Here is a 24,448-nt window from a genome sequence, read left to right as displayed (position 1 = left end):
CCCCCTCTCCCCGCGCGGGAGAGGCGGGGGGCGTATTCCCGCTATTCGGGGAATACTTTTGTGAGCAATACAGACGCCTTGTCACCAGGCCTGGCGTCACTATAGAGAAACCGGGTTATGTTGCAGTTTATTCTCCGACGTTTGGGACTCGTCATCCCGACATTTATCGGTATTACCCTTCTCACCTTTGCTTTCGTTCATATGATCCCCGGCGATCCGGTGATGATTATGGCGGGCGAACGTGGTATTTCCCCCGAACGTCACGCGCAGCTGCTGGCCGAAATGGGCCTTGATAAGCCGCTGTGGCAGCAATATGCCCATTATATTTGGGGCGTACTGCACGGTGATTTAGGGATCTCGCTGAAAAGCCGAATTCCCGTGTGGCAAGAGTTTGTGCCTCGCTTCAAGGCCACCCTCGAACTGGGCGTCTGCGCGATGATTTTCGCCGTCGCGGTCGGTATTCCGGTGGGCGTGCTGGCTGCGGTAAAACGCGGCTCCATCTTTGACCACACCGCCGTGGGCCTGGCGCTGACTGGCTACTCGATGCCTATCTTCTGGTGGGGCATGATGCTGATTATGCTGGTTTCGGTACAGCTGAACCTGACGCCGGTCTCCGGGCGTATCAGTGATACGGTATTCCTTGACGATACCCTGCCGCTGACCGGTTTTATGCTGATTGACACCGCCATCTGGGGCGAGCAGGGCGACTTTATCGATGCCTTAATGCATATGATCCTACCCGCCATCGTGCTGGGCACGATTCCGCTGGCGGTGATCGTGCGTATGACCCGATCGTCGATGCTTGAAGTGCTGGGCGAGGATTACATCCGCACCGCACGCGCTAAGGGGTTGACCCGCATGCGGGTGATTGTCATCCATGCGCTACGCAACGCGATGCTGCCGGTGGTGACGGTGATTGGTCTGCAGGTGGGCACGCTGCTGGCGGGCGCCATTCTGACCGAAACTATTTTTTCGTGGCCAGGTTTAGGCCGCTGGCTCATCGATGCGCTACAGCGCCGCGATTATCCAGTTGTGCAGGGCGGGGTTCTGCTGGTGGCGACGATGATTATTCTCGTCAACCTGCTGGTCGACCTGCTGTATGGCGTGGTGAACCCGCGTATCCGGCATAAGAAGTAAGGGGCCATCATGTCACAAATTACAGAAAATAAAGTTGTCGCCGCACCGGTGCCAATGACCCCGCTGCAGGAGTTCTGGCACTATTTCAAACGCAATAAGGGTGCCGTCGTCGGGTTGGTGTATGTGGCGGTGATGATTATCATCGCGGTATTCGCCAACTTTCTCGCCCCTTATAACCCGGCAGATCAGTTCCGTGATTCGCTGCTGGCGCCGCCGTTCTGGCAGGATGGCGGTAGCTTGACGCATCTGCTAGGCACCGATGACGTGGGTCGCGATATTCTCTCGCGCCTGATGTACGGCGCGCGCCTGTCGCTGCTGGTGGGCTGTCTGGTGGTGGTGCTGTCGCTGATCCTCGGCGTGGTGCTGGGGCTGGTTGCTGGCTATTTCGGCGGGGTGGTGGACTCCATCATCATGCGCGTGGTCGATATCATGCTGGCGCTGCCGAGCCTGCTACTGGCGTTGGTGCTGGTGGCTATCTTCGGACCATCAATCGTCAATGCTTCGCTGGCGCTCACCTTCGTTGCCCTACCGCACTATGTGCGTCTGACGCGCGCGGCGGTGCTGGTGGAAGTGCACCGCGATTACGTTACCGCTTCCCGCGTGGCGGGCGCCGGCGCGATGCGCCAGATGTTCGTTAATATTCTCCCTAACTGTCTTGCGCCGCTGATTGTTCAGGCGTCGCTGGGCTTCTCTAACGCCATTCTCGACATGGCAGCGCTGGGGTTCCTCGGTATGGGCGCGCAGCCGCCGACGCCTGAGTGGGGCACTATGCTTTCCGACGTATTGCAGTTCGCGCAAAGCGCCTGGTGGGTGGTGACCTTCCCGGGTGTGGCGATCCTGCTGACGGTGCTGGCATTTAACCTGATGGGTGACGGTCTGCGTGACGCGCTCGATCCCAAACTGAAGCAGTAAGAGGTTCGAGATGGCGTTATTAAATGTAGATAAGTTATCGGTGCATTTCGGCGATGAGAATGCGCCGTTCCGCGCCGTAGACCGCATCAGCTATAGCGTGAAGCAGGGTGAAGTAGTTGGCATCGTGGGTGAATCGGGTTCCGGTAAGTCGGTGAGCTCGCTGGCGATTATGGGGCTGATTGATTACCCCGGCCGGGTGATGGCGGACAAACTGGAATTTAACGGCCGCGATTTGCAGCGAATTTCGGAAAAAGAGCGGCGCCAGTTGGTGGGGGCGGAAGTGGCGATGATCTTCCAGGATCCGATGACCAGCCTCAACCCGTGCTTTACCGTCGGCTACCAGATTATGGAAGCGATTAAGGTCCATCAGGGCGGCAATAAGCAAACCCGGCGCCAGCGGGCGATCGATCTGCTGAACCTGGTGGGTATTCCTGACCCGGCGTCGCGGCTGGACGTTTATCCGCACCAGCTTTCCGGTGGGATGAGCCAGCGCGTGATGATCGCGATGGCGATCGCCTGCCGGCCAAAGCTACTGATTGCCGATGAACCGACCACCGCGCTGGATGTGACCATCCAGGCGCAGATTATCGAACTGCTGCTGGAGTTGCAGCAGCAAGAGAATATGGCGTTGGTGCTGATTACCCACGATCTGGCGCTCGTAGCGGAAGCCGCGCATAAAATTATCGTCATGTACGCGGGTCAGGTGGTGGAGACCGGCGATGCGAAAGATATCTTCCGCGCGCCGCGTCATCCTTACACCCAGGCGCTGCTGCGCGCGCTGCCGGAGTTTGCCCAGGATAAAGCGCGTCTGGCGTCGTTACCGGGCGTGGTGCCGGGGAAATACGATCGTCCGAATGGTTGCCTGCTGAACCCGCGCTGCCCCTATGCAACGGATAAATGCCGGAGCGAAGAGCCCGCGCTCGCGGATCTCGACGGCGGCCGTCAGTCTAAATGCCACTACCCACTCGATGATGCCGGGAGGCCTGGATTATGAGTACGCAAAAGGTCGCCACGCAACAACCGCTGTTGCAGGCCATTGATCTGAAAAAACACTATCCGGTAAAGAAGGGGCTGTTTGCTCCGGAACGGCTGGTGAAAGCGCTGGACGGCGTCTCTTTTACTCTTGAGCGCGGTAAAACGCTGGCAGTGGTGGGGGAATCAGGCTGCGGCAAATCGACGCTGGGTCGTTTGCTGACGATGATTGAAATTCCCACCGGCGGTGAGCTGTATTATCAAGGGCAGGATCTGCTCAAGCACGACCCGCAGGCGCAAAAGCTGCGGCGGCAAAAAATCCAGATTGTGTTCCAGAACCCGTATGGCTCGCTGAACCCACGTAAAAAAGTGGGGCAGATTCTGGAAGAGCCGCTGTTGATTAACAGCAGTCTGAGCAAAGAGCAGCGACGTGAAAAGGCGCTGGCGATGATGGCGAAGGTGGGCCTCAAAACGGAGCATTACGATCGCTACCCGCATATGTTCTCCGGCGGTCAGCGTCAGCGTATCGCCATTGCTCGCGGGCTGATGTTGGATCCGGACGTGGTGATTGCCGATGAGCCGGTTTCCGCGCTGGATGTTTCGGTACGCGCCCAGGTGCTGAACCTGATGATGGACCTGCAGCAGGATTTAGGTTTGTCCTACGTGTTTATCTCACACGACTTATCGGTCGTTGAGCACATCGCTGATGAAGTTATGGTGATGTATCTTGGCCGCTGCGTGGAGAAGGGGACCAAAGACCAGATCTTTAATAACCCACGTCATCCGTATACCCAGGCGCTATTGTCGGCGACGCCGCGTCTGAACCCGGACGATCGTCGCGAGCGTATCAAGCTGACCGGCGAACTGCCGAGCCCGCTGAATCCGCCGCCGGGCTGCGCCTTCAATGCGCGCTGCCGCCGACGCTTTGGCCCATGCACCCAGCTTCAGCCGCAGCTAAAGGATTACGGCGGCCAACTGGTGGCCTGCTTTGCCGTTGATCAGGATGAGAATCCGGAGAAAGCGCGAGCGTGATGGTAGGCGGGTTGTCGCGTGATGAATTCTGCGGGGGAGGGCTGGAATGCGCCTCGCAGATTGCCGAAGGGCGTGGTGAAGGCGATGACACGGAGCAGTAGAATCGACGCCAAGCCGGGTTCGCCCGGTGAGGCGCAATGTTGCGGGGGCTTGAACCCCGGCGGCATAGATAAGTTGCTGGAAAGAGAAAACCCTCGCACGTTGCTGGTGTTAACCAGGCAACTGAACGAGGGCTATCACTAACTCCAAGCAAGTTAAAGATAGCCGCGAACGGTTGCCATTGCAATACAGGCGGCTCTATGACGCTCACACAGTTAGGTCTGATCTTATGGGACGATCTGGCGGCGCCGATAATCGCTGGCATTGTGGTCAGCATTATCGTCAGCTGGATGCATAACCAGAAGTGACGGACCGGCGGGCGTGAGTCTGCTGCGTTGGCAATTTGCGCCCGAACAGGCCGCAGGAATTCTCCTGCGGCCTTTTTCGTATTTACTGCGGATACGGTACCCAACTGCCGCCGTTGAGCTGCACGTAAGGTTTGCCTTGATACTGAATGACAATAGCGTTGGAGTTTTCCGATACCGCAGCGGTTTGCGGCAGGTTAGCGGTGTATTGCTGCCAGTTGACGTTATCCTCGGTAAACATCTTACCGTCGAGGGCGCGTACCACCAGTTCAGAAACTGCGAGGTAGCTGGAAGGCTGAGTGATTTCCACCGCGGCGCCCTGATGCGGCGCCTTCATGCCGAAGAATTTCACCGCCGCCGGCACGTTAGTGATCGACGGGCTTGGAATATCGCGCAGCCCGGAGACCTGCATTTTATCACCCTTCAGCGCGCCGCCGTGTTCTGGCACCACCACCACCATCACTTTACGCCCGGATTTTTCCAGCGCGGTGAAGAAGGCATCCAGCTCATCAAAGAATTTCTGCGCGCGGGCCTTATAGTCGGCCGTTTTGCTTTGGCCGGGATAATGGTTGCCATCGTGCAGCGGCAGCGTGTTGTAGAAGGTCGCGGTACGTGGCGTGTTGAGCTTTTCTGTGGTTTGTAGCCAGCGATCGAGCGTTGCCCGATCGTCATAAACCGGCGATCCGTCGAAGCCCTGGAGAATAACCGGTAAACCACTCTGATCCATTAATGGACTCTGCATACCGCCGAGCGAGCGAACCTCTTTGAGGAAGTCGCCGAATACGCCGTTATGTCCCAGCATCAGCTGTTGGGTAAAGCCGAGTTTGGCCAGATTTTCGAACAGATAGCACTCGTTGCCCGATGGCTGATACAGGTTGCTATGAGATAGCTGGCCGCAGCTGGCGCGCAGCAGGCGAACCGCTGCCGGGCCGCTGTAGGAGGTGGCGGAGTTGAAGTTTTTGAAGACGATATCGAAATGTTTCCACAGTGGATGGTCCATCAACCCGGCAGCCTCAATGTCTGACCATGACAGGGAACAGATATTGATTACCAGCAGATCGAACGGCTGCGCATCACCAGGAAGCTGATCCGGGAACGGCGTTTTTCTTTTCTGTTCAGAAGCATAGAAAGTTTTCAGCCAGTTGCTGAGGTTAGCCGAGGTGGGCGGTTCGGTCTGCGGCGGGATATCGCCGCTGGCGTCAGCGCTGGCGGATGCCGCGGCGGCTGTTGTCGTTCCACCAGTCGTTGCCGCCGGCGTGGCCGCAGCGGTGGTCGGCTGGCCGGCGGGCCACAGAGTAAAGGAGGGCAGCAGCGGACTGATAACCAGCCAGACCATGATCGCCGAAACAAACACGGTAACGCGCAGCCACTGGCTGATGAATAGCCACAGCACCAGCAGCACAAAGAAGGCGCCGACCATATTCCAGTTAATAAAGCGGGTGATCAGGTCCCAAATGTAATCGGCGCTGAAACCGGCGATTTGCGAGCCCTGGCTCATAATGCTTTCCGGACCGGGTAACCAGGTATCATGCCAGAACAGGGCAAAGCCGAGCGGAATCGCTATCCAGTGGCGTATCCGGTGCAGTTTTTCGCTGGGGATCGGCACCAGCAGAAAGGCGAGGAACACCAGGTTAAGCATTGGATGGAAGTTCAGGTATCCCGCCCACAGTAGGGCAAACTTCACGAGAAAATAGAAGTTCCAGCCAGACAGGCCGCGCCAGTACTGCCATAGCGGAAGCGGCGTAGCGGTAGTTTTTGTTTTGGTCATTTTTTCAGTTTGCCCTGCCTGGTCGCGTTATCCCGGCGCAGCACGCCGGCCGGTTTCACGTAACGGGGTTTAAAGAACATCAAACGTAAAGTCGTGCGAATACGGCGCTGATAATGGCGCGTTAGATACCCCAGCGGAAAAAACAGCAGGGCGCACAGTACAATCAGCTGAATGATATCGGCGATAGACATCATGACCGCGGTTCTCCGTCGGTGGAGAGGCGCCAGGGTTCCGGGATTCGCCGCCACTGGCGACCATCGTGCTTAACGTTAAGGGCTTCGTTTTTGCCCACCGTAATTGGCAGCGGCGTGTTCCAGTTGTCCGGGGAGAGGCCCCGCATCAACAGTATTTCCGCAGAAATTTGCTTGTCTTCGAACCAAATCATACGGTTAGAGAAAATGTCTCCAGTCGGTAATGGGAAGATATGGTTTAACGCCGTGTCCAGATCGTTTACTCGGCAAAACGATAAAAACAGCACTAATCGATTATTACCGATCGTCACGATATCGCCCATGCGGTTGGGTTTACACAGGGTTAACGCCTGTTCGACACGTAGTCCCGGCGCGGGGCGCAGCGCCACCATCACCCCTTTACTATCCGGCGGCAGCAGCGTGTTGCCCATGATATTGCTGACCGCTTCGCAGAAGGCGTCCCACTTTTGATAGCCGCGAAGTTTAAGCGGCCGGCTCCAGGTTAGCAGCGTGTTGAAGTCTTCCGGAACGTGGCGAGTAAACTTCTGCTTTTGCACGCTTTCAATCAGCGTCAGGCAGCGTGAAAGCCCGGCGCTGCAGGGGATCACCATGTTGGCGCCGCTGCTTAGCAGCAAGCGTTCATCGGTGGCGCGCAGGCTTGGCGTTTGTTCGCGTACCACGATTTTTAAGGCGCTGCCGCGCTGGCGGCGCAGGATATGGATATAGCGGCCAAGCTGCTCTATTTGTTCGTTCTGGGTGATGGAAAATAGCAAGGTGGCCGCTTGCGCGGTACGACCGGCTTCAAAGACCGCATCATTGGTTTCGAACAGCGTCCAATACTCGGAAAGCGCAGGCGCCCCTTCCAGCACGCGCAAATTACTGAGGACGATTTTTTCGTCGCTGCGTGGCTGTACCACAGCTTCTTCGTTCTGCGCCAGCCGCCAACCCTCATCATCGTGTAAAATAACCAGTTGCTGCTGTGCGCTAATACCTTTCTCGCTTCCCCACCACGCGATATCAAATAGATGGCTGTCGCCCTGATAACGAATGCTTGCCAGCCCGGAAAGGGCGCGGTACTGGCGTAATAATGGAGAAAGTTGTTTATCGGTATCGTTAGCCGAATTAAGTACCATAAGAGAGCAGTTATGGTATTTGGTCCATCGATTAGATTTTTCTACCCAATGGAGTAATTCATCTATTTTTATATTTTGCCAGGAATTTTCTGTACATAGCAGAATAAATAAATAGTTGCCAGGTTCCATAGAGCAAAGTATGTCGCGGTGCAGCTCCTGCAGGCCTTCCGGGCGATCGGGCATAGTGAATAATGCGATTTTTTTGGGACCGCGATCTTTTTTTAATGATATGACTTCATTAGGTTTTTTACCCATCACTATGGCCGCGACCTTGCTGTCCTGCGCTTGGCTTTCCAGCGTTTGATTCAGCAGGCTGACGGCGTCGGCATAGCGGTCGACATTAAGCCACCATACCCCGCCAACGGGCATATGGCATACTTCGTCCCATAACGATGAAATACCCAACGTATATACAATATCCACGATGTCCCTCGCGCGCCCTATTTACAATGATTAGTTTACTAGCGAAAGCGTGAGAGTAAACCTAACATTGAAATTAAAGGACATCAGTTTTAGCATGTACACGTAATTTTAGGGATGAGCGGTTTACACTTCCTGGTTTTATAATGTGTTTTTCGAATGGACAGAGAAATGCCGGAAAAAGACCCTGCGGTACCTGGCGATGCGACGCTGGGATATACCTTCCAAAATGATTTCCTGGCATTAAGCCGGGCATTTTCCCTGCCGGATATTGATTACCACGACATTTCCCGACGCGAACAGCTCGCTGCGGCGTTGCAACGCTGGCCGCTGTTGGCCGAATTAGCTGAGAAAAAGTAAGGAAGCCGTCGATGGCGATTCTGGGATTACAAGGCATACGCGGCGGCGTAGGCACCACATCTATTACCGCCGCACTGGCCTGGGCACTACAGCTGCTCGGTGAAACTGTGCTGGTGGTCGATGCCAGCCCGGACAATATGCTGCGCTTTTTCTTCAACGTTGATTTCGACCATCGCAACGGCTGGGCACGCTCGTTGATTGACGGTGGTGACTGGCGCGACGCCGGACTGCGCTACACCGCGCATATCGATCTCCTGCCGTTTGGCCGACTGACGCCTGGCGAACGTGAGCACGTTGATAAACTCAGTTCAGCGCTTGAACCCATCGCGGAACAAATCAAATTGCTCGACCAGCAGGGAAGCCACCGCTGGCTGCTGATTGATATACCAGAGGGTTATTCTCCGCTTACCCGCGAGTTGCTGAGCGTGTGCGATCGTGTGCTACAGGTTGTGCACCCGGACGGCAACAGCCATATTCGCCTGCATCAGCAGGCGCTGCCTGCGAACGCGGATATTTTGATTAACGACCTACGCGTAGGCAGCCAACTGCAGGAAGATCTCTATCAACTATGGCTGGAAAGCCAGCGGCGGATCCTGCCGGTCACGATTCACCGCGATGAAGCGATGGCGGAGTGTCTGGCGGCGAAACAGCCGCTTGGCGAATATCGTCAGGATGCCCTGGCGGCGGAAGAGGTGCTGACGCTGGCCAACTGGTGCCTGCTGCACTATGCCAGGGAGGGGGCGGCATGATCCGCCTGAGTACGTTGCTGCTGGCGCCGCCGGTGGGCGAGCGCTTGAGCGAACGTTATGATGACTATCGTCAGCATGGCGCGTCGGTGCTTTCGGCTTTTCTCGGTTGCCTGTGGGTGTCGTTGGCGTGGGCGTTAATGCCGCTTGAGACGCCGCGCTGGCAAGCTATTCGCGAACACCATGCCGACTATTTTCCGCATATTAATCCGCATCGCCCACGCCCGTTAGATCCGCTGCGTTATTTGCTGCAGTCGCTCTGGCTACTGGCGACCCGGGTGCCGGAACCGGATAAAAAAATTAACTGGCGCTCGCTGGCGGCGTTGGAAGGGGTTCACGGGCGCTACGCGCAGTGGATGGAAAAATTACCGGAAAAGGTCAACACCCGTACCGGCCACCTCGATAAGCAGAAAGAGCTTGAGCACCTGCATCCGCAACTGCGGCGGCTAGTGCTTGGCACCGTCACCTTCTTCTCACTGATTCTGGCGTTGTTGTGCATTACCCAGCCGTTTAACCCGCTGTCACAGTTTATTTTCCTGCTGCTGCTGTGGGGCGTCGCGCTGCTGGTGCGGCGTATTCCGGGGCGTTTCTCCGCCCTGATGCTGATCGTGTTGTCGCTGACCGTTTCCTGTCGCTATATCTGGTGGCGCTATACCTCCACGCTTAACTGGAACGATCCGGTCAGCCTGGTATGTGGGCTGATCTTGCTGTTTGCCGAAACCTACGCCTGGATTGTGCTGGTGCTGGGCTATTTCCAGGTGGTGTGGCCGCTTAATCGCCAGCCGGTGCCGCTACCGGAAGACATGAACGAATGGCCGACGGTGGATATCTTCGTCCCGACCTACAACGAAGACCTTAGCGTGGTGAAAAATACCATCTACGCGTCGCAGGGTATCGACTGGCCGAAGGATAAGCTCAATATCTGGATCCTTGATGACGGCGGGCGCGAAGAGTTTCGCCAGTTCGCGAAAGACGTCGGCGTCCATTACATCGCGCGTACCAGCCACGAACATGCCAAGGCCGGTAATATCAACAATGCGCTGAAGTATGCGAAAGGCGAGTTCGTCTCTATTTTCGATTGCGACCACGTGCCGACCCGTTCCTTCTTGCAGATGACCATGGGCTGGTTCCTGAAGGATAAAAAGCTGGCGATGATGCAGACGCCGCACCACTTCTTCTCGCCGGATCCGTTCGAACGCAACTTGGGCCGTTTTCGTAAAACGCCGAACGAGGGAACGCTGTTTTACGGTCTGGTGCAGGACGGCAACGACATGTGGGATGCGACCTTTTTCTGCGGATCCTGCGCGGTCATTCGCCGCGGCCCGCTGGATGAAATCGGTGGTATCGCCGTTGAAACGGTCACCGAGGATGCCCATACCTCACTGCGTCTGCATCGTCGTGGCCATACCTCCGCCTATATGCGCATCCCGCAGGCGGCGGGTCTGGCGACGGAAAGCTTATCGGCGCATATCGGCCAGCGTATTCGCTGGGCGCGCGGGATGGTGCAGATTTTCCGTCTCGATAACCCCTTATTTGGTAAAGGGTTGAAGCTGGCGCAGCGTATCTGCTACGTCAACGCGATGCTGCACTTCTTGTCCGGTATCCCACGGCTTATCTTCCTCACCGCGCCGCTGGCATTCTTGTTGTTACACGCCTATATCATCTATGCGCCCGCGTTGATGATCGCGCTGTTCGTGCTGCCGCATATGATTCACGCCAGCCTGACGAACTCGAAGATTCAGGGTAAGTACCGCCACTCCTTCTGGAGTGAAATCTACGAAACGGTGCTGGCATGGTATATCGCGCCGCCGACCTTCGTCGCGCTGATTAACCCGCACAAAGGCAAGTTCAACGTCACCGCCAAAGGCGGACTGGTGAAAGACGAGTATGTCGATTGGGTTATCTCCCGCCCCTACATTTATCTGGTGTTACTCAATCTGGTGGGCGTGGCGGTCGGCATCTGGCGCTTTATGTACGGACCCGAGAACGAAATTTTGACCGTCTGGGTCAGTATCATCTGGGTGTTTTATAACTTAATCATCCTCGGCGGCGCCGTGGCGGTGTCGGTGGAGAGCAAGCAGGTGCGGCGTTCGCACCGCGTAGAGATGTCGATGCCGGCGGCGATTGCTCGCCCGGATGGTCACCTGTTCTCCTGTACCGTTCATGACTACTCCGATGGCGGGCTGGGGATAAAAATTCACGGCGAAGCGCGGGTACTGGAAGGGCAACACGTGAATTTGCTGCTCAAACGCGGACAGCAAGAATACGTTTTCCCGGTTCGCGTCGCGCGGGTGAACGGCGGTGAAGTCGGCCTGCAATTGCTGCCGCTGACTAACCAGCAACATATTGATTTTGTGCAGTGTACGTTTGCCCGCGCTGATACGTGGGCGCTTTGGCAGGACAGCTTCCCGGAAGATAAACCGATGGAAAGCCTGCTGGATATCCTCAAGCTGGGGTTCCGTGGATATCGTCACCTGGCGGAGTTCTCACCGCCGTCGGTGAAGGTTATTTTCCGCTCGCTCACCTCGCTGGTGGCCTGGGTTGTATCATTTTTACCGCGCCGTCCCGAACGTGCCGCGGCGGTGCTCTCGGCAGAACCGGCAATGGCTCAACAATGATGATAATGCGATGAAAAGAAAACTTTCCTTGATTTGTGCAGTGGCGGTGGGAATGAGCAGCTGGTACCCCTTCGCAACATTTTCGGCTCCGGCGGTGACGCCTAATGCCGCGGTGGTCGACGCTCCCGCCACAACGGTTACGGCTCAGCCAGCGCCGGTGATTAACGATAGCCAGCCGACCGCGGCGGTTATCGATCCTGCCGCGCCGGTGGTGGTGGCGGACAATATCCCGACTCGCGACGTGAAGCTGACTTTCGCGCAAATCGCGCCGCCGCCGGGTAGCATGGTGCTGCGCGGTTCGCACCCAGAGGGCGCCGTGGAATTCGGCATGCGCAGTGATGAAGTAGTCGCTAAAGCGCTGCTCAATCTTGATTACACGCCTTCGCCATCGCTGCTGCCGGTGCAATCACAGCTGAAGGTTTATCTCAACGACGAATTAATGGGCGTGTTGCCGGTCACCAAAGAGCAGCTGGGTAAAAAAGTGAGCGCCCAGATCCCGGTCGATCCGCTGTATATCACCGATTTTAACCGCGTGCGGCTGGAGTTTGTCGGCCACTATCGCGACGTTTGCGAAAACCCGGCCAGCAGTACGCTGTGGCTTGATATCGGCCGTGAGAGCTCGCTGGATTTAACCTATCAGTCGCTGCAGGTACGTAACGACCTGTCCCACTTCCCGGTTCCGTTTTACGACTCGCGCGACAACCGTCCGCTGACGTTGCCGATGGTTTTTGCTTCTGCGCCTGACGTCAAACAGCAGCAGGCGGCGGCGATTGTCGCCTCCTGGTTTGGCAGCAAGGCCGGCTGGCGTGGTCAGCAGTTCCCGGTCCGCTTCAATGAGATACCGGAACGTAACGCTATCATCTTCGCGACCAACGATAAGCGTCCGGACTTCCTGCGTGACCATCCGCCGGTAAAAGCGCCGACCATCGAAATGGTCAACCACCCGAGCAACCCCTACGTCAAGCTGCTGGTGATCTTCGGCCGTGATGATCAAGATCTGCTGGTGGCGGCGAAGGGTATTGCCCAGGGCAATATTCTATTCCGCGGCGATAGCGTGGTAGTGGATGGCGTGAAAGAGTTGAAGGCCCGCCAGCCGTATGACGCGCCAAACTGGGTTCGTACCGACAGGCCGGTGACTTTCGGCGAGCTGAAAACTTATGAACAGCAGCTGCAATCAAGCGGCCTGGTGCCAGATTCGATTAACCTGGCGCTGAATCTGCCGCCGGATCTGTACCTGCTTCGCGCTAACGGCATCGATATGGACCTGAAATATCGCTATACCATGCCGCCTATCAAAGATAGCTCGCGGATGGATATCAGCCTTAACGATCAGTTCCTGCAGTCGTTTAGCCTCAATAGCTCGCAGGATGTGAATAAGCTGATTTTACGCCTGCCGGTGCTGCAGGGGCTGTTGGATGGCCAGAACCAGGTGACCATACCCGCGCTGCGCCTCGGCGCGATGAACCAGCTGCGCTTCGATTTTCAGTATATGAACCCGATGCCGGGCGGCAACATCGATAACTGTATTACCTTCCAGCCGGTGCAGAACCACGTGGTGATCGGCGATGACTCCACCATCGATTTTTCGAAATATTACCACTTCCTGGCGATGCCGGACCTGCGCGTCTTCGCTAATGCCGGTTTCCCGTATACCCGCATGGCCGATCTCTCTCAGACGCTGATCGTGGTGCCGAAAACGCCTGATGCGGATCAGGTGGAGACATTGCTGCAGGCGGTAGGCGGCATTGGCGCGCAGACCGGGCTGGCGGCTATCAGCATGCAGATGACCGACGACGGCAACCAAATTAAGGGCAAAGATGCCGATCTGATGCTGATTGGCGCTATCCCGCCATCGCTGAAAGACGATACTAAAATCAATCTGCTGGTCGAGGCGACCAAAAGCTGGGTGAAAACGCCGATGCGTCATTATGACCTGGCTAGCATCTATCCGGACGATGATGCCCGCACGCCGCATACGCGGACCGATATCACCTCTTCCGGGCCGATGGCGGCCATTATTGGCTTCCAGTCGCCGTATAACGACCAGCGCAGTGTGATCGCCCTGATGGCCGATAGCCCGCGCGGCAATGAGCTACTCACAAACGCCTTAAATGACAGCGGTAAACGGGCGGCGATGTTCGGTTCGGTGGCGGTGATTCGCGAATCTGGCGTCAATAGCCTGCGGGTTGGCGATATCTATTATGTCGGCCACCTGCCGTGGTTCGAGCGCATCTGGTTTGCGCTCTCCAGCCATCCGATACTGTTGGCGATTCTGGCGGCCGTCAGCATTGTGCTGCTGGCGTGGGTGCTGTGGCGCATGCTGCGTATTCTCAGCCGTCGCCGTCTTGATCCTGATGATGAGTAATTGCTGATGAACGCATTTCGTGGGGTACTTCTCTCGGTATTCATACTGGCGGCGGGGCAGGTTAGCGCCGCCTGCCAGTGGCCCGCCTGGGAGCAGTTTAAAAAAGCGTATGTCAGCGCCGAAGGGCGAGTCATCGACCCCAGCGATGCGCGCAAAATCACCACCTCCGAAGGACAAAGCTACGCGTTGTTCTTCGCCCTGGCGGCCAACGATCGCCAGGGCTTCGATAAGCTATTCCAGTGGACGCAGAACAACCTGGCGCAGGGCGATCTGCGCGCCCATCTGCCGGGATGGCTATGGGGGAAAAAAAGCGAGGACGAATGGACGGTGCTGGACAGCAATTCGGCATCGGATTCTGATTTGTGGATTGCCTGGTCACTGCTGGAAGCCGGACGCCTGTGGAAGGTCGCTAACTACACTGAGGTAGGAAAAGCGCTGCTGGCGCGGATTGCCGATGAAGAAGTCGCCGATGTTCCGGGACTGGGGCCGTCGGTACTCCCGGGGAAAGTCGGTTTCGCGGACGACAAGGGCTGGCGCTTTAACCCAAGCTACCTGCCGCCGCAGCTCGCAACCTATTTTACCCGCTTTGGCGCGCCGTGGCTGAAGATCCGCGACAGCAATCTGCGGCTGCTGCTGGAAACGGCGCCAAAAGGCTTCTCGCCGGACTGGGTGCGCTATGAGAAAGGCAGCGGCTGGCAGCTGAAAACCGATAAGCCGATTATTGGCAGCTATGACGCTATTCGCGTCTATCTGTGGGTCGGGATGCTCAATAACGCCGATAAACAAAAAGCGCCGCTATTGGCGCGTTTCAAACCGATGGCGACCCAGACTATCAAACTGGGATTGCCGCCGGAAAAAACCAATATCGCCAGCGGGAAAACCACCGGTGAGGGGCCGGTTGGTTTCTCGGCTTCCATGTTGCCGTTTTTGCAAGATGACGACGCCCGCGCGGTACAGCGTCAACGGGTCGCCGATCATTACCCCGACGCGGACGCCTACTACAGTGCGGTGCTGACGCTGTTCGGCCAGGGGTGGGATCAACATCGTTTTCGTTTCGCCGCGGGTGGCGAATTACAACCTGACTGGAACCAGGAATGCGCAAGTTCTCACTAAGCTTCATCACGCTGTCTGTTAGTCTCGCGCTGCTGCCGCTGGCGCAGGCGGCGAATACCCCTGCGCAGCAGCATCTGCTGGAACAAGTGCGTCTCGGCGAGGCGAGCAACCGTGAAGATCTGGTGCGTCAGTCGCTTTATCGACTGGAGCTAATCGACCCGAATAATCCCGATTATCTCGCCGCCCGGGCTCGCTACCTGCTGCGCCAGGGCGACACCGCCGGCGCGCAAAAGCAGCTCGATCTGCTGGCGAAACTGGCTCCTGAATCATCGGCGCTAAAAGCGACGCGCAGCGAGATCGATCTCAGCGGAGGCAAAGGTCAGCAAGAACTGCAGCAGGCGCGCCTGCTAGGCGTTTCCGGGCACGTCGACGAGGCCATCGTCGCTTATGAAAAACTATTCGACGGCGTTCCGGCGGATGTTAATTTTGCTATTGAATACTGGACACTGGTCTCGCGTTTGCCGGCGCGGCATAACGAAGGCATTAGCCAACTGAAAAAACTGAATGCCAGCTCGCCGGGTAACGTGGCATTGCAAACGACATTGGCAAAACAGATGTTTGCCGATAATAAACCGGATGAAGGTTTCGCTTATCTCGAACAGATGTCTCGATCGACCGCCGGGCGAGATGCGGCTTCAGCGATGTGGTTTGATGAAATTAAAAATTTGCCGGTTAGCCGCGCCAGCGTGCAAGCGCTGCAGCGTTTTCTGGTCGTATTCACCACCGGAGAAACGGTTGCTAATGCCCGGGTGCTACTCGATAAGCAACAAACTCAACTGAAAGATCCGACTTTCCGCGCTAAAAGCGAAGGACTGGCGGCGGTGAAATCCGGTAATGCGGCGCAGGCGGTGGCCGATCTGCAGCAGGCGGTGCGCGCCGATGCCCGCGATAGCGATGCCGTCGGCGCGCTGGGCGCTGCCTACTCACAGCGCGGCGACCGGGCGCGGGCGGTGGCGCAGCTCAATAAAGCGATCGCGATGGATCCGAAAAGCCCGAATCGCGATAAGTGGGACAGTCTGCTGAAGACCAACCGCTATTGGCTGTTGATTAAACAGGGCGATAACGCGTTGAAAGCAGGCCAACTGGCGCAGGCGCAAAACGCCTATGCCCAGGCGCAGCGGGTGGATAACACCGACAGCTACGCGGTGCTGGGGTTAGGCGATGTCGCCGCGGCGCGTAAAGATGACGCCGCCGCCGAACGCTACTATCGACAGACGCTGCGGATGGATCGCGGCAATAATCTCGCGGTACGCGGTCTGGCGAATGTTTATCGTCGTGAATCGCCGGAAAAAGCCAGCGCCTATATTGCCAGTCTCCCCGCTAGCCAGCGGCGTAGTATTGATGATATTGAACGCAGCCTCACTAACGACCGACTGGAAAAACAGGCCGAAGCGCTGGAAAACTTGGGCAACTGGGCGCAGGCCGCGGAGGTGCAGCGGCGGCGTCTGGCGTTGGATCCCGAAAGCGTGTGGATAACCTATCGGTTGGCGAAAGATCTGGTCAGCGCCGGCCAGCGGCCGGAAGCGGACGCGCTGATGCGTAACATGGCCAACCGCAAGCCGGACGATGCCGAACGGGTTTACGCCTACGGCCTCTATCTGTCCGGTAATAATCAGGATGATGCCGCGCTGGCGCAAATTAACGCGCTGCCGCGCGGACAGTGGACCGACAATATTCGTGAACTGGAAGGGCGTCTGCAAAGCGACAAAGTGATGCGCGAGGCCAACCAACTTCGCGATAGCGGACAGGAAAGTCAGGCTATCGCCTTGATTAAACAGCAGCCGGAATCGGTACGCTACGATCTGACGTTGGCGGATTGGGCGCAGCAGCGCGGCGATAGCGAGGCGGCGATAGCCCAGTACCATCGGGTGCTGAGCCAGCAGGCTGATAATGGCGATGCGCGCCTGGGACTGGCGGAAGTCTATCTTGCTGAGGGCGATAAAAATGCCGCCCGCGCGCAGGTCGCGCAGTTGAAGGATGCAGATACGGAATCGATCAACATGCAGCGCCGGGTAGCGCTGGCCCGCGCCGGATTTGACGATACCGCGGGCGCGCAACAAATATTCGACCGCATCGTGCCGCAGGCGAAAAGCCAGCCGCCATCGATGGAAAGCGCGCTGGTGCTGCGTGATGCCGCGCGCTTACAGACGCAAACCGATCAACCACAGCAGGCCCTGGAAAGCTATAAAGACGCGATGGTGGCCTCGGGCGTGACCCGCGTTCGCCCGCAGGATAATGAGGCCTTTACCCGCCTGACCCGCAACGATAGCCAGGATGACTGGCTGAAGCGCGGGATCCGCAGCGACGCCGCCGATCTCTATCGCCAGCAGGATCTTAACGTTACCCTTGAGCACGACTATTGGGGATCGAGCGGCACCGGCGGTTATTCAGACCTCAAAGCGCACACCACCATGCTGCAGGTGGACGCGCCGCTGTATGACGGACGGATGTTCTTCCGTACCGATGTGGTGAATATGAACGCCGGGACGTTTTCCACCAATAGCGACGGCGGCTACTCGCCGAGTTGGGGGACCTGCGGCGAAATTAGCTGCTATGGCGGTAGCAAAAACCAGAGCGACGGCGGCGCCAGCGTGGCGGTCGGCTGGAAGAACGACACCTGGAGCGGCGATATCGGCACCACGCCGATGGGCTTTAACGTGGTCGATGTTGTGGGGGGGCTGAGTTACAGCGGCGATGCCGGCCCGGTCGGCTTTACCGTCAACGTCCACCGGCGGCCCATTTCCAGCTCGCTGCTCTCCTTCGGCGGGCAAAAAGATAACCCTAACGACGGCCATACCGGTACCACCTGGGGCGGGGTACGCGCCGCCGGCGGCGGTATCAGCCTGAGCTACGATAAAGGCGAGGCTAACGGCATCTGGTCATCGCTGGGTGCTGACCAACTCACCGGCAAAAACGTCGAGGACAACTGGCGCGTGCGCTGGATGACCGGTTACTACTATAAAGCGATCAATGAAAATAATCGCCGGGTGACCGTCGGCCTGACCAATATGATCTGGCACTACGACAAAGACCTCAGCGGCTACACCCTGGGTCAGGGCGGTTACTACAGCCCGCAGGAGTATCTCTCTTTCTCGGTGCCGGTCATCTGGCGTCAGCGTACCGAAAACTGGTCGTGGGAACTCGGCGGGTCGGTGTCGTGGTCCCATTCGCGCACGCAAACTCAGGCGCGCTATCCGTTGCTGAATTTGATTCCGTCGCAGTATCGCTACGAGGCCAGCCAGCTAAAAGAACAGGGCAGCAGCAGCCAGGGCTTCGGTTATACCGCACGGGCGCTGGTGGAACGGCGGGTTACCGGCAACTGGTTTGTCGGCGCGGCGGTGGATATTCAGCAGGCCAAAGATTACACGCCGAGCCACGCGCTGCTGTACGTGCGCTATTCCGCTTCCGGTTGGCAGGGCGACATGGATATGCCGCCGCAGCCGTTGGTGCCTTATGCGGATTGGTAGCAGATTAGCCTGATTTCTACGGCTAATCGCCAATCCACCGCGCTGTTCGCGTATACTCGCCGTACCTCGCCCGCCGCTTTCGGGAAGAACCCGCCTTGCGGGCGAGAGCGAACCATTTGCGTATATAATCAGCCTGAAAACGACCGGTATCGATGGATCTTGCCGGATAGTCGTTCAGTTTCAGTGGAGAACACAGTTGCGCGTCAGCCGCTCACTTACAATTAAACAGATGGCGATGGTCGCGAGCGTGTCCATGGCGTTTGTCCTGGTCTTTTGCTCTATTTTGCTGTTTCACTTTGTGCAACAGAGTCGCTATACCACGGCCACGCAATTAGAAAGTATCGCCCGTTCCGTTCGCGAGCCGCTGTCGGCGGCTATTTTGAAAGCCGACATTCCCGAAGCGGAAGCCATTTTGGGCCGCATTCAGCCTGCTGGCATCGTCAGCCGGGCGGATGTGGTGCTACCGAATCAATTCCAGGCGCTGCGGATGCGCTTTATACCCGAGCGTCCGGTGCCGGTGATGATCACTCGCTTGTTTGAACTGCCGGTGCAGATATCTCTGCCAATCTACTCGCTGGAACGCCCGGCTAACCCGCAGCCGCTGGCTTATCTGATACTGCAGGCGGATTCCTATCGCATGTACAAATTCGTCATGAGCGCGCTTGCGACGTTGGTGACCACTTACTTACTTTTGGTGCTGGTTTTAACGGTAGCGCTCACCTGGTGCATCAACCGACTGATTGTTCGCCCGCTGCGCGCCATCGCCCGCGAACTCAACGATATTCCGCCTCAGGATCGTCTTGGACATCAACTGAGCCTACCGCGACTGCACCAGGACGATGAAATTGGCATGCTGGTGCGCTGCTACAACCGCAATCAGCAGTCTTTGCTGCGCCAGCATGATGAGCTATCGCTGCAATCGACCCGTTTTCCGGTGTCTGAGCTCCCCAACAAAGCCTTTTTGATGGCGATGTTGGAGCAGACCGCGACCCGTCCGCAGCCTTCGGCGCTGCTGGTGGTGGCGTGTGAAACCCTGCAAGATGCCGCGGGCGTCCTGAAAGAGAGCCAGCGCGAGATGCTGCTCTTAACGCTGGTCGAGAAACTAAAAGCAGTTATCCCGGCCAATATGGTACTGGCGCAGGTGAGCGGTTACGATTTCGCCATTTACGCGCCCGGACTTAGCGAGCCTTGGGAAGCGGTTTCGCTAAGTAAGCGAGTGCTCACTTCTATTAGCGAGCGATTGCCGCTGCACGGTGTCCAGCTTCGCCCCTGTGCCAGCGTCGGCATCGCGATGTTTAATAGCGAGCTGAACGCCGAACAGTTCTATCGCCGTGCGGTTTCCGCCGCGGTGACGGCACGGCGTAAGGGTAAAAATCAAATCGAGTTCTTTGACCCTGAGCAGATGGAAAAAGCCCAGCGCCGGTTAATGGAAGAGCACGACATCCTCACCGCGCTCGATAATCAGCAGTTCGCCATCTGGTTCCAGCCCCAGGTGGATATTGCCAGCGGCGATATTTGCGGTGCGGAAGTTCTGCTGCGTCAGCGACAGGCCGATGGCAGCTGGTCGCTACCGTGCGATCTGATTGAGCGAATTGAAAACTGCGGGTTGATGGTGCCGGTAGGCTATTGGGTAATGGAAGAAGCCTGCCGTCAACTGGCAGCCTGGCAGCAGCAGGGCATCATGCTGCCGCTGTCGGTGAATGTCTCGCTACTGCAGTTGTTGCATCCCGAGCGCGGCGTTGAGCTGTTGGCACTTATCGAACGCTACCGTATCGCCCCCGGCACGTTGGTGCTGGAGGTGACGGAAAGCCGCCGCCTTGACGATCCACAGGCGGTGATTGCCCTGCTGCGCCCGCTGCGCGACGCCGGTACGCGTATTGCGCTGGATGATTTCGGCATGGGTTATGCCGGGTTGCGCCAGCTACAACATATGAAATCGCTGCCGGTGGATATTCTGAAAATCGACAAGGCGTTTATTGATATGGTGCCGGATGATACCAGCATGGTCCCGGCGATAATTCAGCTTGCGCGCGGGCTCAAGCTGCGGATCGTCGCTGAGGGCGTCGAAAAAGAAGAACAGCTGAAATGGTTGCAAGCGGCTGGGGTGGACATCGCCCAGGGTTACCTGTTTGGTTGCGCCTTACCGCTGGAAAGCTTTATGCAGCGCTTCCTGCACGCTGAAAAGGATGATGCAAGTTTGTAACATTTTTAGTTGTTTGTGCGAGTCAGCTCAAATATTTTAACAATTACGTTGCAACTTCGCGGTTACTTATTTCTGAAATGTTTCCATGGTGTTATTTTTAAGCCACAGACACAGATAACCTTTCATTGTCTGTGGTTATTCCCAAAGGACACCCTATGAAACTCTCTCTCTTCAAAAGCCTCTATGTCCAGGTTTTATCGGCCATAGCCATCGGTATTTTGCTGGGCCATTTCTACCCGGAGCTTGGCGCGCAGATGAAACCGTTCGGCGACGCCTTCGTAAAACTGATTAAAATGGTCATTGCTCCGGTTATCTTCTGTACCGTTGTGACAGGGATTGCCGGGATGGAAAGCATGAAGGCCGTCGGTCGTACCGGTGCGGTGGCGTTACTCTACTTTGAAGTGGTGAGTACCATTGCGTTGATTATCGGTCTTATCATTGTCAACGTGGTGCAACCCGGCGCGGGCATGAACGTCGATCCGGCGACGCTGGACGCGCACGCGGTGGCGGTTTATGCCGAGCAGGCTAAAGATCAGGGTGTTGTCGCCTTCTTACTCGATATTATCCCGGGAAGCGTAATTGGCGCTTTCGCCAGCGGTAATATTTTGCAGGTGCTGATGTTTGCCGTCCTGTTTGGCTTTGCGCTGCATCGTTTAGGTAGCAAAGGGCAGCTGATTTTCAACGTCATTGAAAGCTTTTCGCAGGTCATTTTCGGCATCATTAACATGATTATGCGCCTGGCGCCGATCGGTGCTTTCGGGGCCATGGCATTTACCATCGGTAAATACGGCGTCGGTACTCTGGTACAGCTGGGCCAACTGATCATCTGCTTCTACATCACCTGTATTCTGTTCGTGGTGCTGGTACTGGGCTCTATCGCGCGGGCTACCGGCTTTAGCATCTTCAAGTTCATTCGCTATATCCGTGAAGAGCTGCTGATTGTGCTGGGTACCTCCTCTTCGGAGTCCGCGCTGCCGCGAATGCTGGATAAGATGGAGAAGTTGGGTTGCCGAAAATCGGTGGTGGGGCTGGTAATACCGACCGGCTACTCCTTCAACCTCGACGGCACCTCCATCTACCTGACGATGGCGGCGGTGTTTATCGCCCAGGCCACCAATAGTCATATGGATATCTTCCATCAGATCACCCTGCTGGTGGTGCTGCTGCTCTCTTCGAAAGGGGCGGCGGGCGTTACCGGTAGCGGATTTATCGTACTGGCGGCAACCATCTCCGCGGTGGGGCATCTGCCGGTGGCGGGTCTGGCGCTGATTCTCGGTATCGACCGCTTTATGTCGGAAGCGCGCGCGTTGACCAACCTGGTGGGTAACGGCGTGGCGACCGTGGTCGTCGCGAAATGGGTGAAAGAACTCGACGCCAAACAGCTCGATGATGTGTTGAATAACCGCGTTCCCGCGGACAAATCACAAGAATTATCCTCGTAATTCCTCATGTTATGCCCATGAACTATGGGCTCCTGCGCAAAATTAGGTATCATTCCCCTTCTGGGGGAATGATACCTCATGATTATTTTACGTCTTCATGCGACATTTTCGCCTTCGCGTGGTCTAACCGACGTATTTGATTCACCACCTTTTTCGGCAACCCGGCGATGGGTTGCCTATGTAACCAGGAATGTTCATCAGGGGTTCACATGCAGGGCACAAAAATTCGACTCTTAACCGGTGGTTTGCTGATGATAGCGACGGCCGGTTCTGTGCAGGCAGAAGCGCTCCAGCCGGACCCGGCCTGGCAACAGGGGACTTTGGCGAACGGTTTTTCGTGGCAGGTGCTGGCCACGCCGCAGCGTCCTAGCGATCGCGTCGAAGTCCGCCTGGCTGTGAATATTGGCTCGCTGAGCGAAAGCACTCAGCAGAGCGGCTTCAGTCATTTCATTCCGCGCCTGGCGCTGACCCAAAGCGGCAGCCTCCCGACGATGCAGGCGCGTTCGCTGTGGCAGCAGAGTATTGACCCGAAGCGTCCTCTGCCGCCGGCGATCGTTTCGTATGATTTCACCTTGTTTAATCTGAGCCTGCCGAACAACCGTAACGACCTGCTTAAAGAAGCGTTGAACTGGCTGGCGGACGCCAACGGTAAGTTGAGCATCACCCAGCAAGCGGTCAATCATGCGCTGCAGGGCAGCGATATGGTGGCGACCTGGCCGCTGGATACCCAGGAAGGCTGGTGGCGCTATCGCCTGAAGGGCTCAACGATGCTCGGTCACGATCCGGCGGCGCCGTTGAAGCAACCAGTTGATATTAAACAGCTGAAAGAATTTTATCAGAAATGGTACACCCCGGACGCGATGACGCTGATTGTCGTCGGTAACGTCGATAGCCGCAGCGTCGCGGAGCAAATCAACAAAATCTTCGGCGAACTGAAAGGTAAACGCGAGACCCCGGCGGCGGTGCCAACGCTTTCACCTCTGCCAGCTACGCCGGTTAGCATCATGACCGATGCCGTACGTCAGGATAAGCTGTCGATCATGTGGGATTCCCCATGGCAGCCGATCCGCGATTCCGCCGCGCTGCAGCGCTACTGGCGCGATGACCTGGCTCGGGAAGCGCTGTTCTGGCACGTGCAGCAGAATCTGAGTAAAAGCAACGTAAAAGATATCGGCCTCGGTTTTGATTGCCGCGTGCTGTATCAGCGCGCCCAGTGCGCGATCAATATCGACTCGCCGGGCGAACGTCTGAACGCCAATCTGAGCGCGGTATCGCGCGAGCTGGCGAAGGTGCGCGACAATGGTCTGCCTCAGGAAGAGTTCGATGCGCTGATTGCGCAAAAGAATCTTGAACTGCAAAAGCTGTTCGCCACCTACGCGCGCACGGATACCGATATCCTGATTAGCCAACGTATGCGTTCGCTGCAAAATCAGGTGGTGGATATCGCGCCGGAGCAGTATCAGAAACTGCGCCAGGAGTTCCTGAACTCACTGACGGTCGACATGTTGAACCAGTATCTGCGCCAGCAGTTATCGCAGGATATGGCGCTGGTGCTGCAGCAGCCGAAAGGCGAGCCGGAGTACAACATGAAAGATCTGAAAGCGACGTGGGAAAAACTGATGGCGCCAGCGCCCGCTGCGGCGATGAGCGCCACGCCGGATGCGGTTGATGCGCATAATGAGGCGACGGATATTCCTCCAGCGCAGTAGATACTGTTATCAGTTTGCAACGGTTTTGGTCGGGAAAAATATGTGCTTTGTGTTAATTCCGAGCACATTGCGCTCCCGATATTTCTTCTGCGTTATGTCTCTCATGGCTCAGGGAGCGCACAGGGGGCGGCCAGTCGCCGCCGCCCCCTGTACCCCCGGGCTCTGGCCGCCAAAATCGCCACTTCGTGGTACCTTCGACTTATCCCGGCAGGCTTCGGGTCGGGCCGAGGCAGCGTCCGTGCAAAACACGGCCCTCAGCCCGCATCCATGCGGGCTGCCCCGGCCTTCCGGGAACGTCTCAGCGATTTTGAGGCCACCAACACCGGCAGTTTCAGTAGTCATGGGTACAAAGGAAGAGTTAAAAGCTTCAGTTGCAATGGCAATGGCAATGGCAATGGCAATGGCAATGGCACTGGCCGTAGGCCGGGTAAGGCGTTAGCCGCCACCCGGCGCAAA

Annotated in this window: 17 protein-coding genes; 14 read left to right on the top strand and 3 right to left on the bottom strand. The window is 57.0% G+C overall.

The window, feature by feature from the left end; all coding sequences use genetic code 11:
• Positions 1–117 precede the first annotated feature (117 nt).
• The 5 genes from dppB (at position 118) to PGR10_RS20520 (ending at position 4,460) form a co-directional block, all read left to right on the top strand.
• A complete protein-coding gene (gene dppB, locus PGR10_RS20540; RefSeq protein WP_002921786.1) occupies positions 118–1,137 on the top strand; it encodes a dipeptide ABC transporter permease DppB in 1,020 nt (339 codons plus the stop codon).
• Positions 1,138–1,146: 9 nt separating this feature from the next.
• Positions 1,147–2,049, top strand: coding sequence for a dipeptide ABC transporter permease DppC (dppC, locus tag PGR10_RS20535; protein ID WP_213794179.1), 903 nt, complete (start codon positions 1,147–1,149; stop codon positions 2,047–2,049).
• 10 nt (positions 2,050–2,059) lie between these two features.
• The gene (gene dppD, locus PGR10_RS20530; RefSeq protein WP_015703765.1) at positions 2,060–3,043 is read left to right on the top strand and encodes a dipeptide ABC transporter ATP-binding protein; all 984 of its coding nucleotides are present in this window, start codon (positions 2,060–2,062) and stop codon (positions 3,041–3,043) included.
• Positions 3,040–4,053: a dipeptide ABC transporter ATP-binding subunit DppF gene (dppF, locus tag PGR10_RS20525; RefSeq protein WP_045386512.1), complete on the top strand. Its 1,014-nt coding sequence runs from the start codon at positions 3,040–3,042 to the stop codon at positions 4,051–4,053. The genes dppD and dppF overlap by 4 nt, the downstream gene beginning before the upstream one ends.
• A gap of 299 nt (positions 4,054–4,352) precedes the next feature.
• Complete coding sequence (locus PGR10_RS20520) at positions 4,353–4,460, top strand: type I toxin-antitoxin system toxin Ldr family protein (RefSeq protein WP_015703763.1); 108 nt, start codon at positions 4,353–4,355, stop codon at positions 4,458–4,460.
• Between the two features lie 82 nt (positions 4,461–4,542).
• On the opposite strand, the gene bcsG is transcribed toward PGR10_RS20520, so the two are convergent.
• Genes bcsG through bcsE form a run of 3 tightly spaced genes read right to left on the bottom strand, consistent with a single transcriptional unit; the run spans position 4,543 to position 7,972 of the window.
• Positions 4,543–6,225, bottom strand: a complete 1,683-nt coding sequence (bcsG, locus tag PGR10_RS20515; RefSeq protein ID WP_430924027.1) for a cellulose biosynthesis protein BcsG — start codon at positions 6,223–6,225, stop codon at positions 4,543–4,545.
• The gene (gene bcsF, locus PGR10_RS20510; RefSeq protein ID WP_015369235.1) at positions 6,222–6,419 is read right to left on the bottom strand and encodes a cellulose biosynthesis protein BcsF; all 198 of its coding nucleotides are present in this window, start codon (positions 6,417–6,419) and stop codon (positions 6,222–6,224) included. Before bcsF ends, bcsG begins: the two co-directional genes overlap by 4 nt.
• A complete protein-coding gene (gene bcsE / locus PGR10_RS20505) occupies positions 6,416–7,972 on the bottom strand; it encodes a cellulose biosynthesis protein BcsE (protein ID WP_430924026.1) in 1,557 nt (518 codons plus the stop codon). The genes bcsF and bcsE overlap by 4 nt, the downstream gene beginning before the upstream one ends.
• A gap of 168 nt (positions 7,973–8,140) precedes the next feature.
• Here bcsE and bcsR point away from each other — a divergent pair, with 168 nt between their 5' ends.
• The 9 genes from bcsR (at position 8,141) to PGR10_RS20460 (ending at position 23,992) form a co-directional block, all read left to right on the top strand.
• Positions 8,141–8,329, top strand: a complete 189-nt coding sequence (bcsR, locus tag PGR10_RS20500; protein ID WP_015369237.1) for a cellulose biosynthesis protein BcsR — start codon at positions 8,141–8,143, stop codon at positions 8,327–8,329.
• An 11-nt stretch (positions 8,330–8,340) separates the two neighbouring features.
• Complete coding sequence (gene bcsQ, locus PGR10_RS20495; protein WP_087858988.1) at positions 8,341–9,078, top strand: cellulose biosynthesis protein BcsQ; 738 nt, start codon at positions 8,341–8,343, stop codon at positions 9,076–9,078.
• On the top strand, positions 9,075–11,693 hold the full coding sequence (bcsA, locus tag PGR10_RS20490) for a UDP-forming cellulose synthase catalytic subunit (protein WP_087858989.1): 2,619 nt from the start codon (positions 9,075–9,077) through the stop codon (positions 11,691–11,693). Before bcsQ ends, bcsA begins: the two co-directional genes overlap by 4 nt.
• 10 nt (positions 11,694–11,703) lie before the next feature.
• Positions 11,704–14,058 carry a cellulose biosynthesis cyclic di-GMP-binding regulatory protein BcsB gene (gene bcsB, locus PGR10_RS20485; protein ID WP_430924025.1) on the top strand — a complete coding sequence of 785 codons (2,355 nt, stop codon included), beginning with the start codon at positions 11,704–11,706 and terminating at the stop codon, positions 14,056–14,058.
• Between the two features lie 6 nt (positions 14,059–14,064).
• Positions 14,065–15,171 carry a cellulose synthase complex periplasmic endoglucanase BcsZ gene (bcsZ, locus tag PGR10_RS20480; RefSeq protein ID WP_430924024.1) on the top strand — a complete coding sequence of 369 codons (1,107 nt, stop codon included), beginning with the start codon at positions 14,065–14,067 and terminating at the stop codon, positions 15,169–15,171.
• A complete protein-coding gene (gene bcsC, locus PGR10_RS20475) occupies positions 15,153–18,638 on the top strand; it encodes a cellulose synthase complex outer membrane protein BcsC (protein WP_430924023.1) in 3,486 nt (1,161 codons plus the stop codon). Before bcsZ ends, bcsC begins: the two co-directional genes overlap by 19 nt.
• A gap of 196 nt (positions 18,639–18,834) precedes the next feature.
• Entirely contained in the window at positions 18,835–20,841 is a 2,007-nt protein-coding gene (gene hmsP / locus PGR10_RS20470; RefSeq protein ID WP_430924021.1) for a biofilm formation regulator HmsP, read from the top strand.
• Positions 20,842–20,996: 155 nt separating this feature from the next.
• On the top strand, positions 20,997–22,283 hold the full coding sequence (locus PGR10_RS20465; RefSeq protein ID WP_015369244.1) for a dicarboxylate/amino acid:cation symporter: 1,287 nt from the start codon (positions 20,997–20,999) through the stop codon (positions 22,281–22,283).
• A gap of 209 nt (positions 22,284–22,492) precedes the next feature.
• Positions 22,493–23,992, top strand: a complete 1,500-nt coding sequence (locus PGR10_RS20460) for a M16 family metallopeptidase (protein ID WP_087858993.1) — start codon at positions 22,493–22,495, stop codon at positions 23,990–23,992.
• Positions 23,993–24,448: the final 456 nt, after the last annotated feature.

It is taken from the genome of Klebsiella sp. 141198 (assembly GCF_050600785.1).
GTDB classification, from domain to species: domain Bacteria; phylum Pseudomonadota; class Gammaproteobacteria; order Enterobacterales; family Enterobacteriaceae; genus Klebsiella; species Klebsiella aerogenes.
Note: the sequence above shows the minus strand (reverse complement) of the source record. Positions and strands in the feature narration are given on the sequence as shown.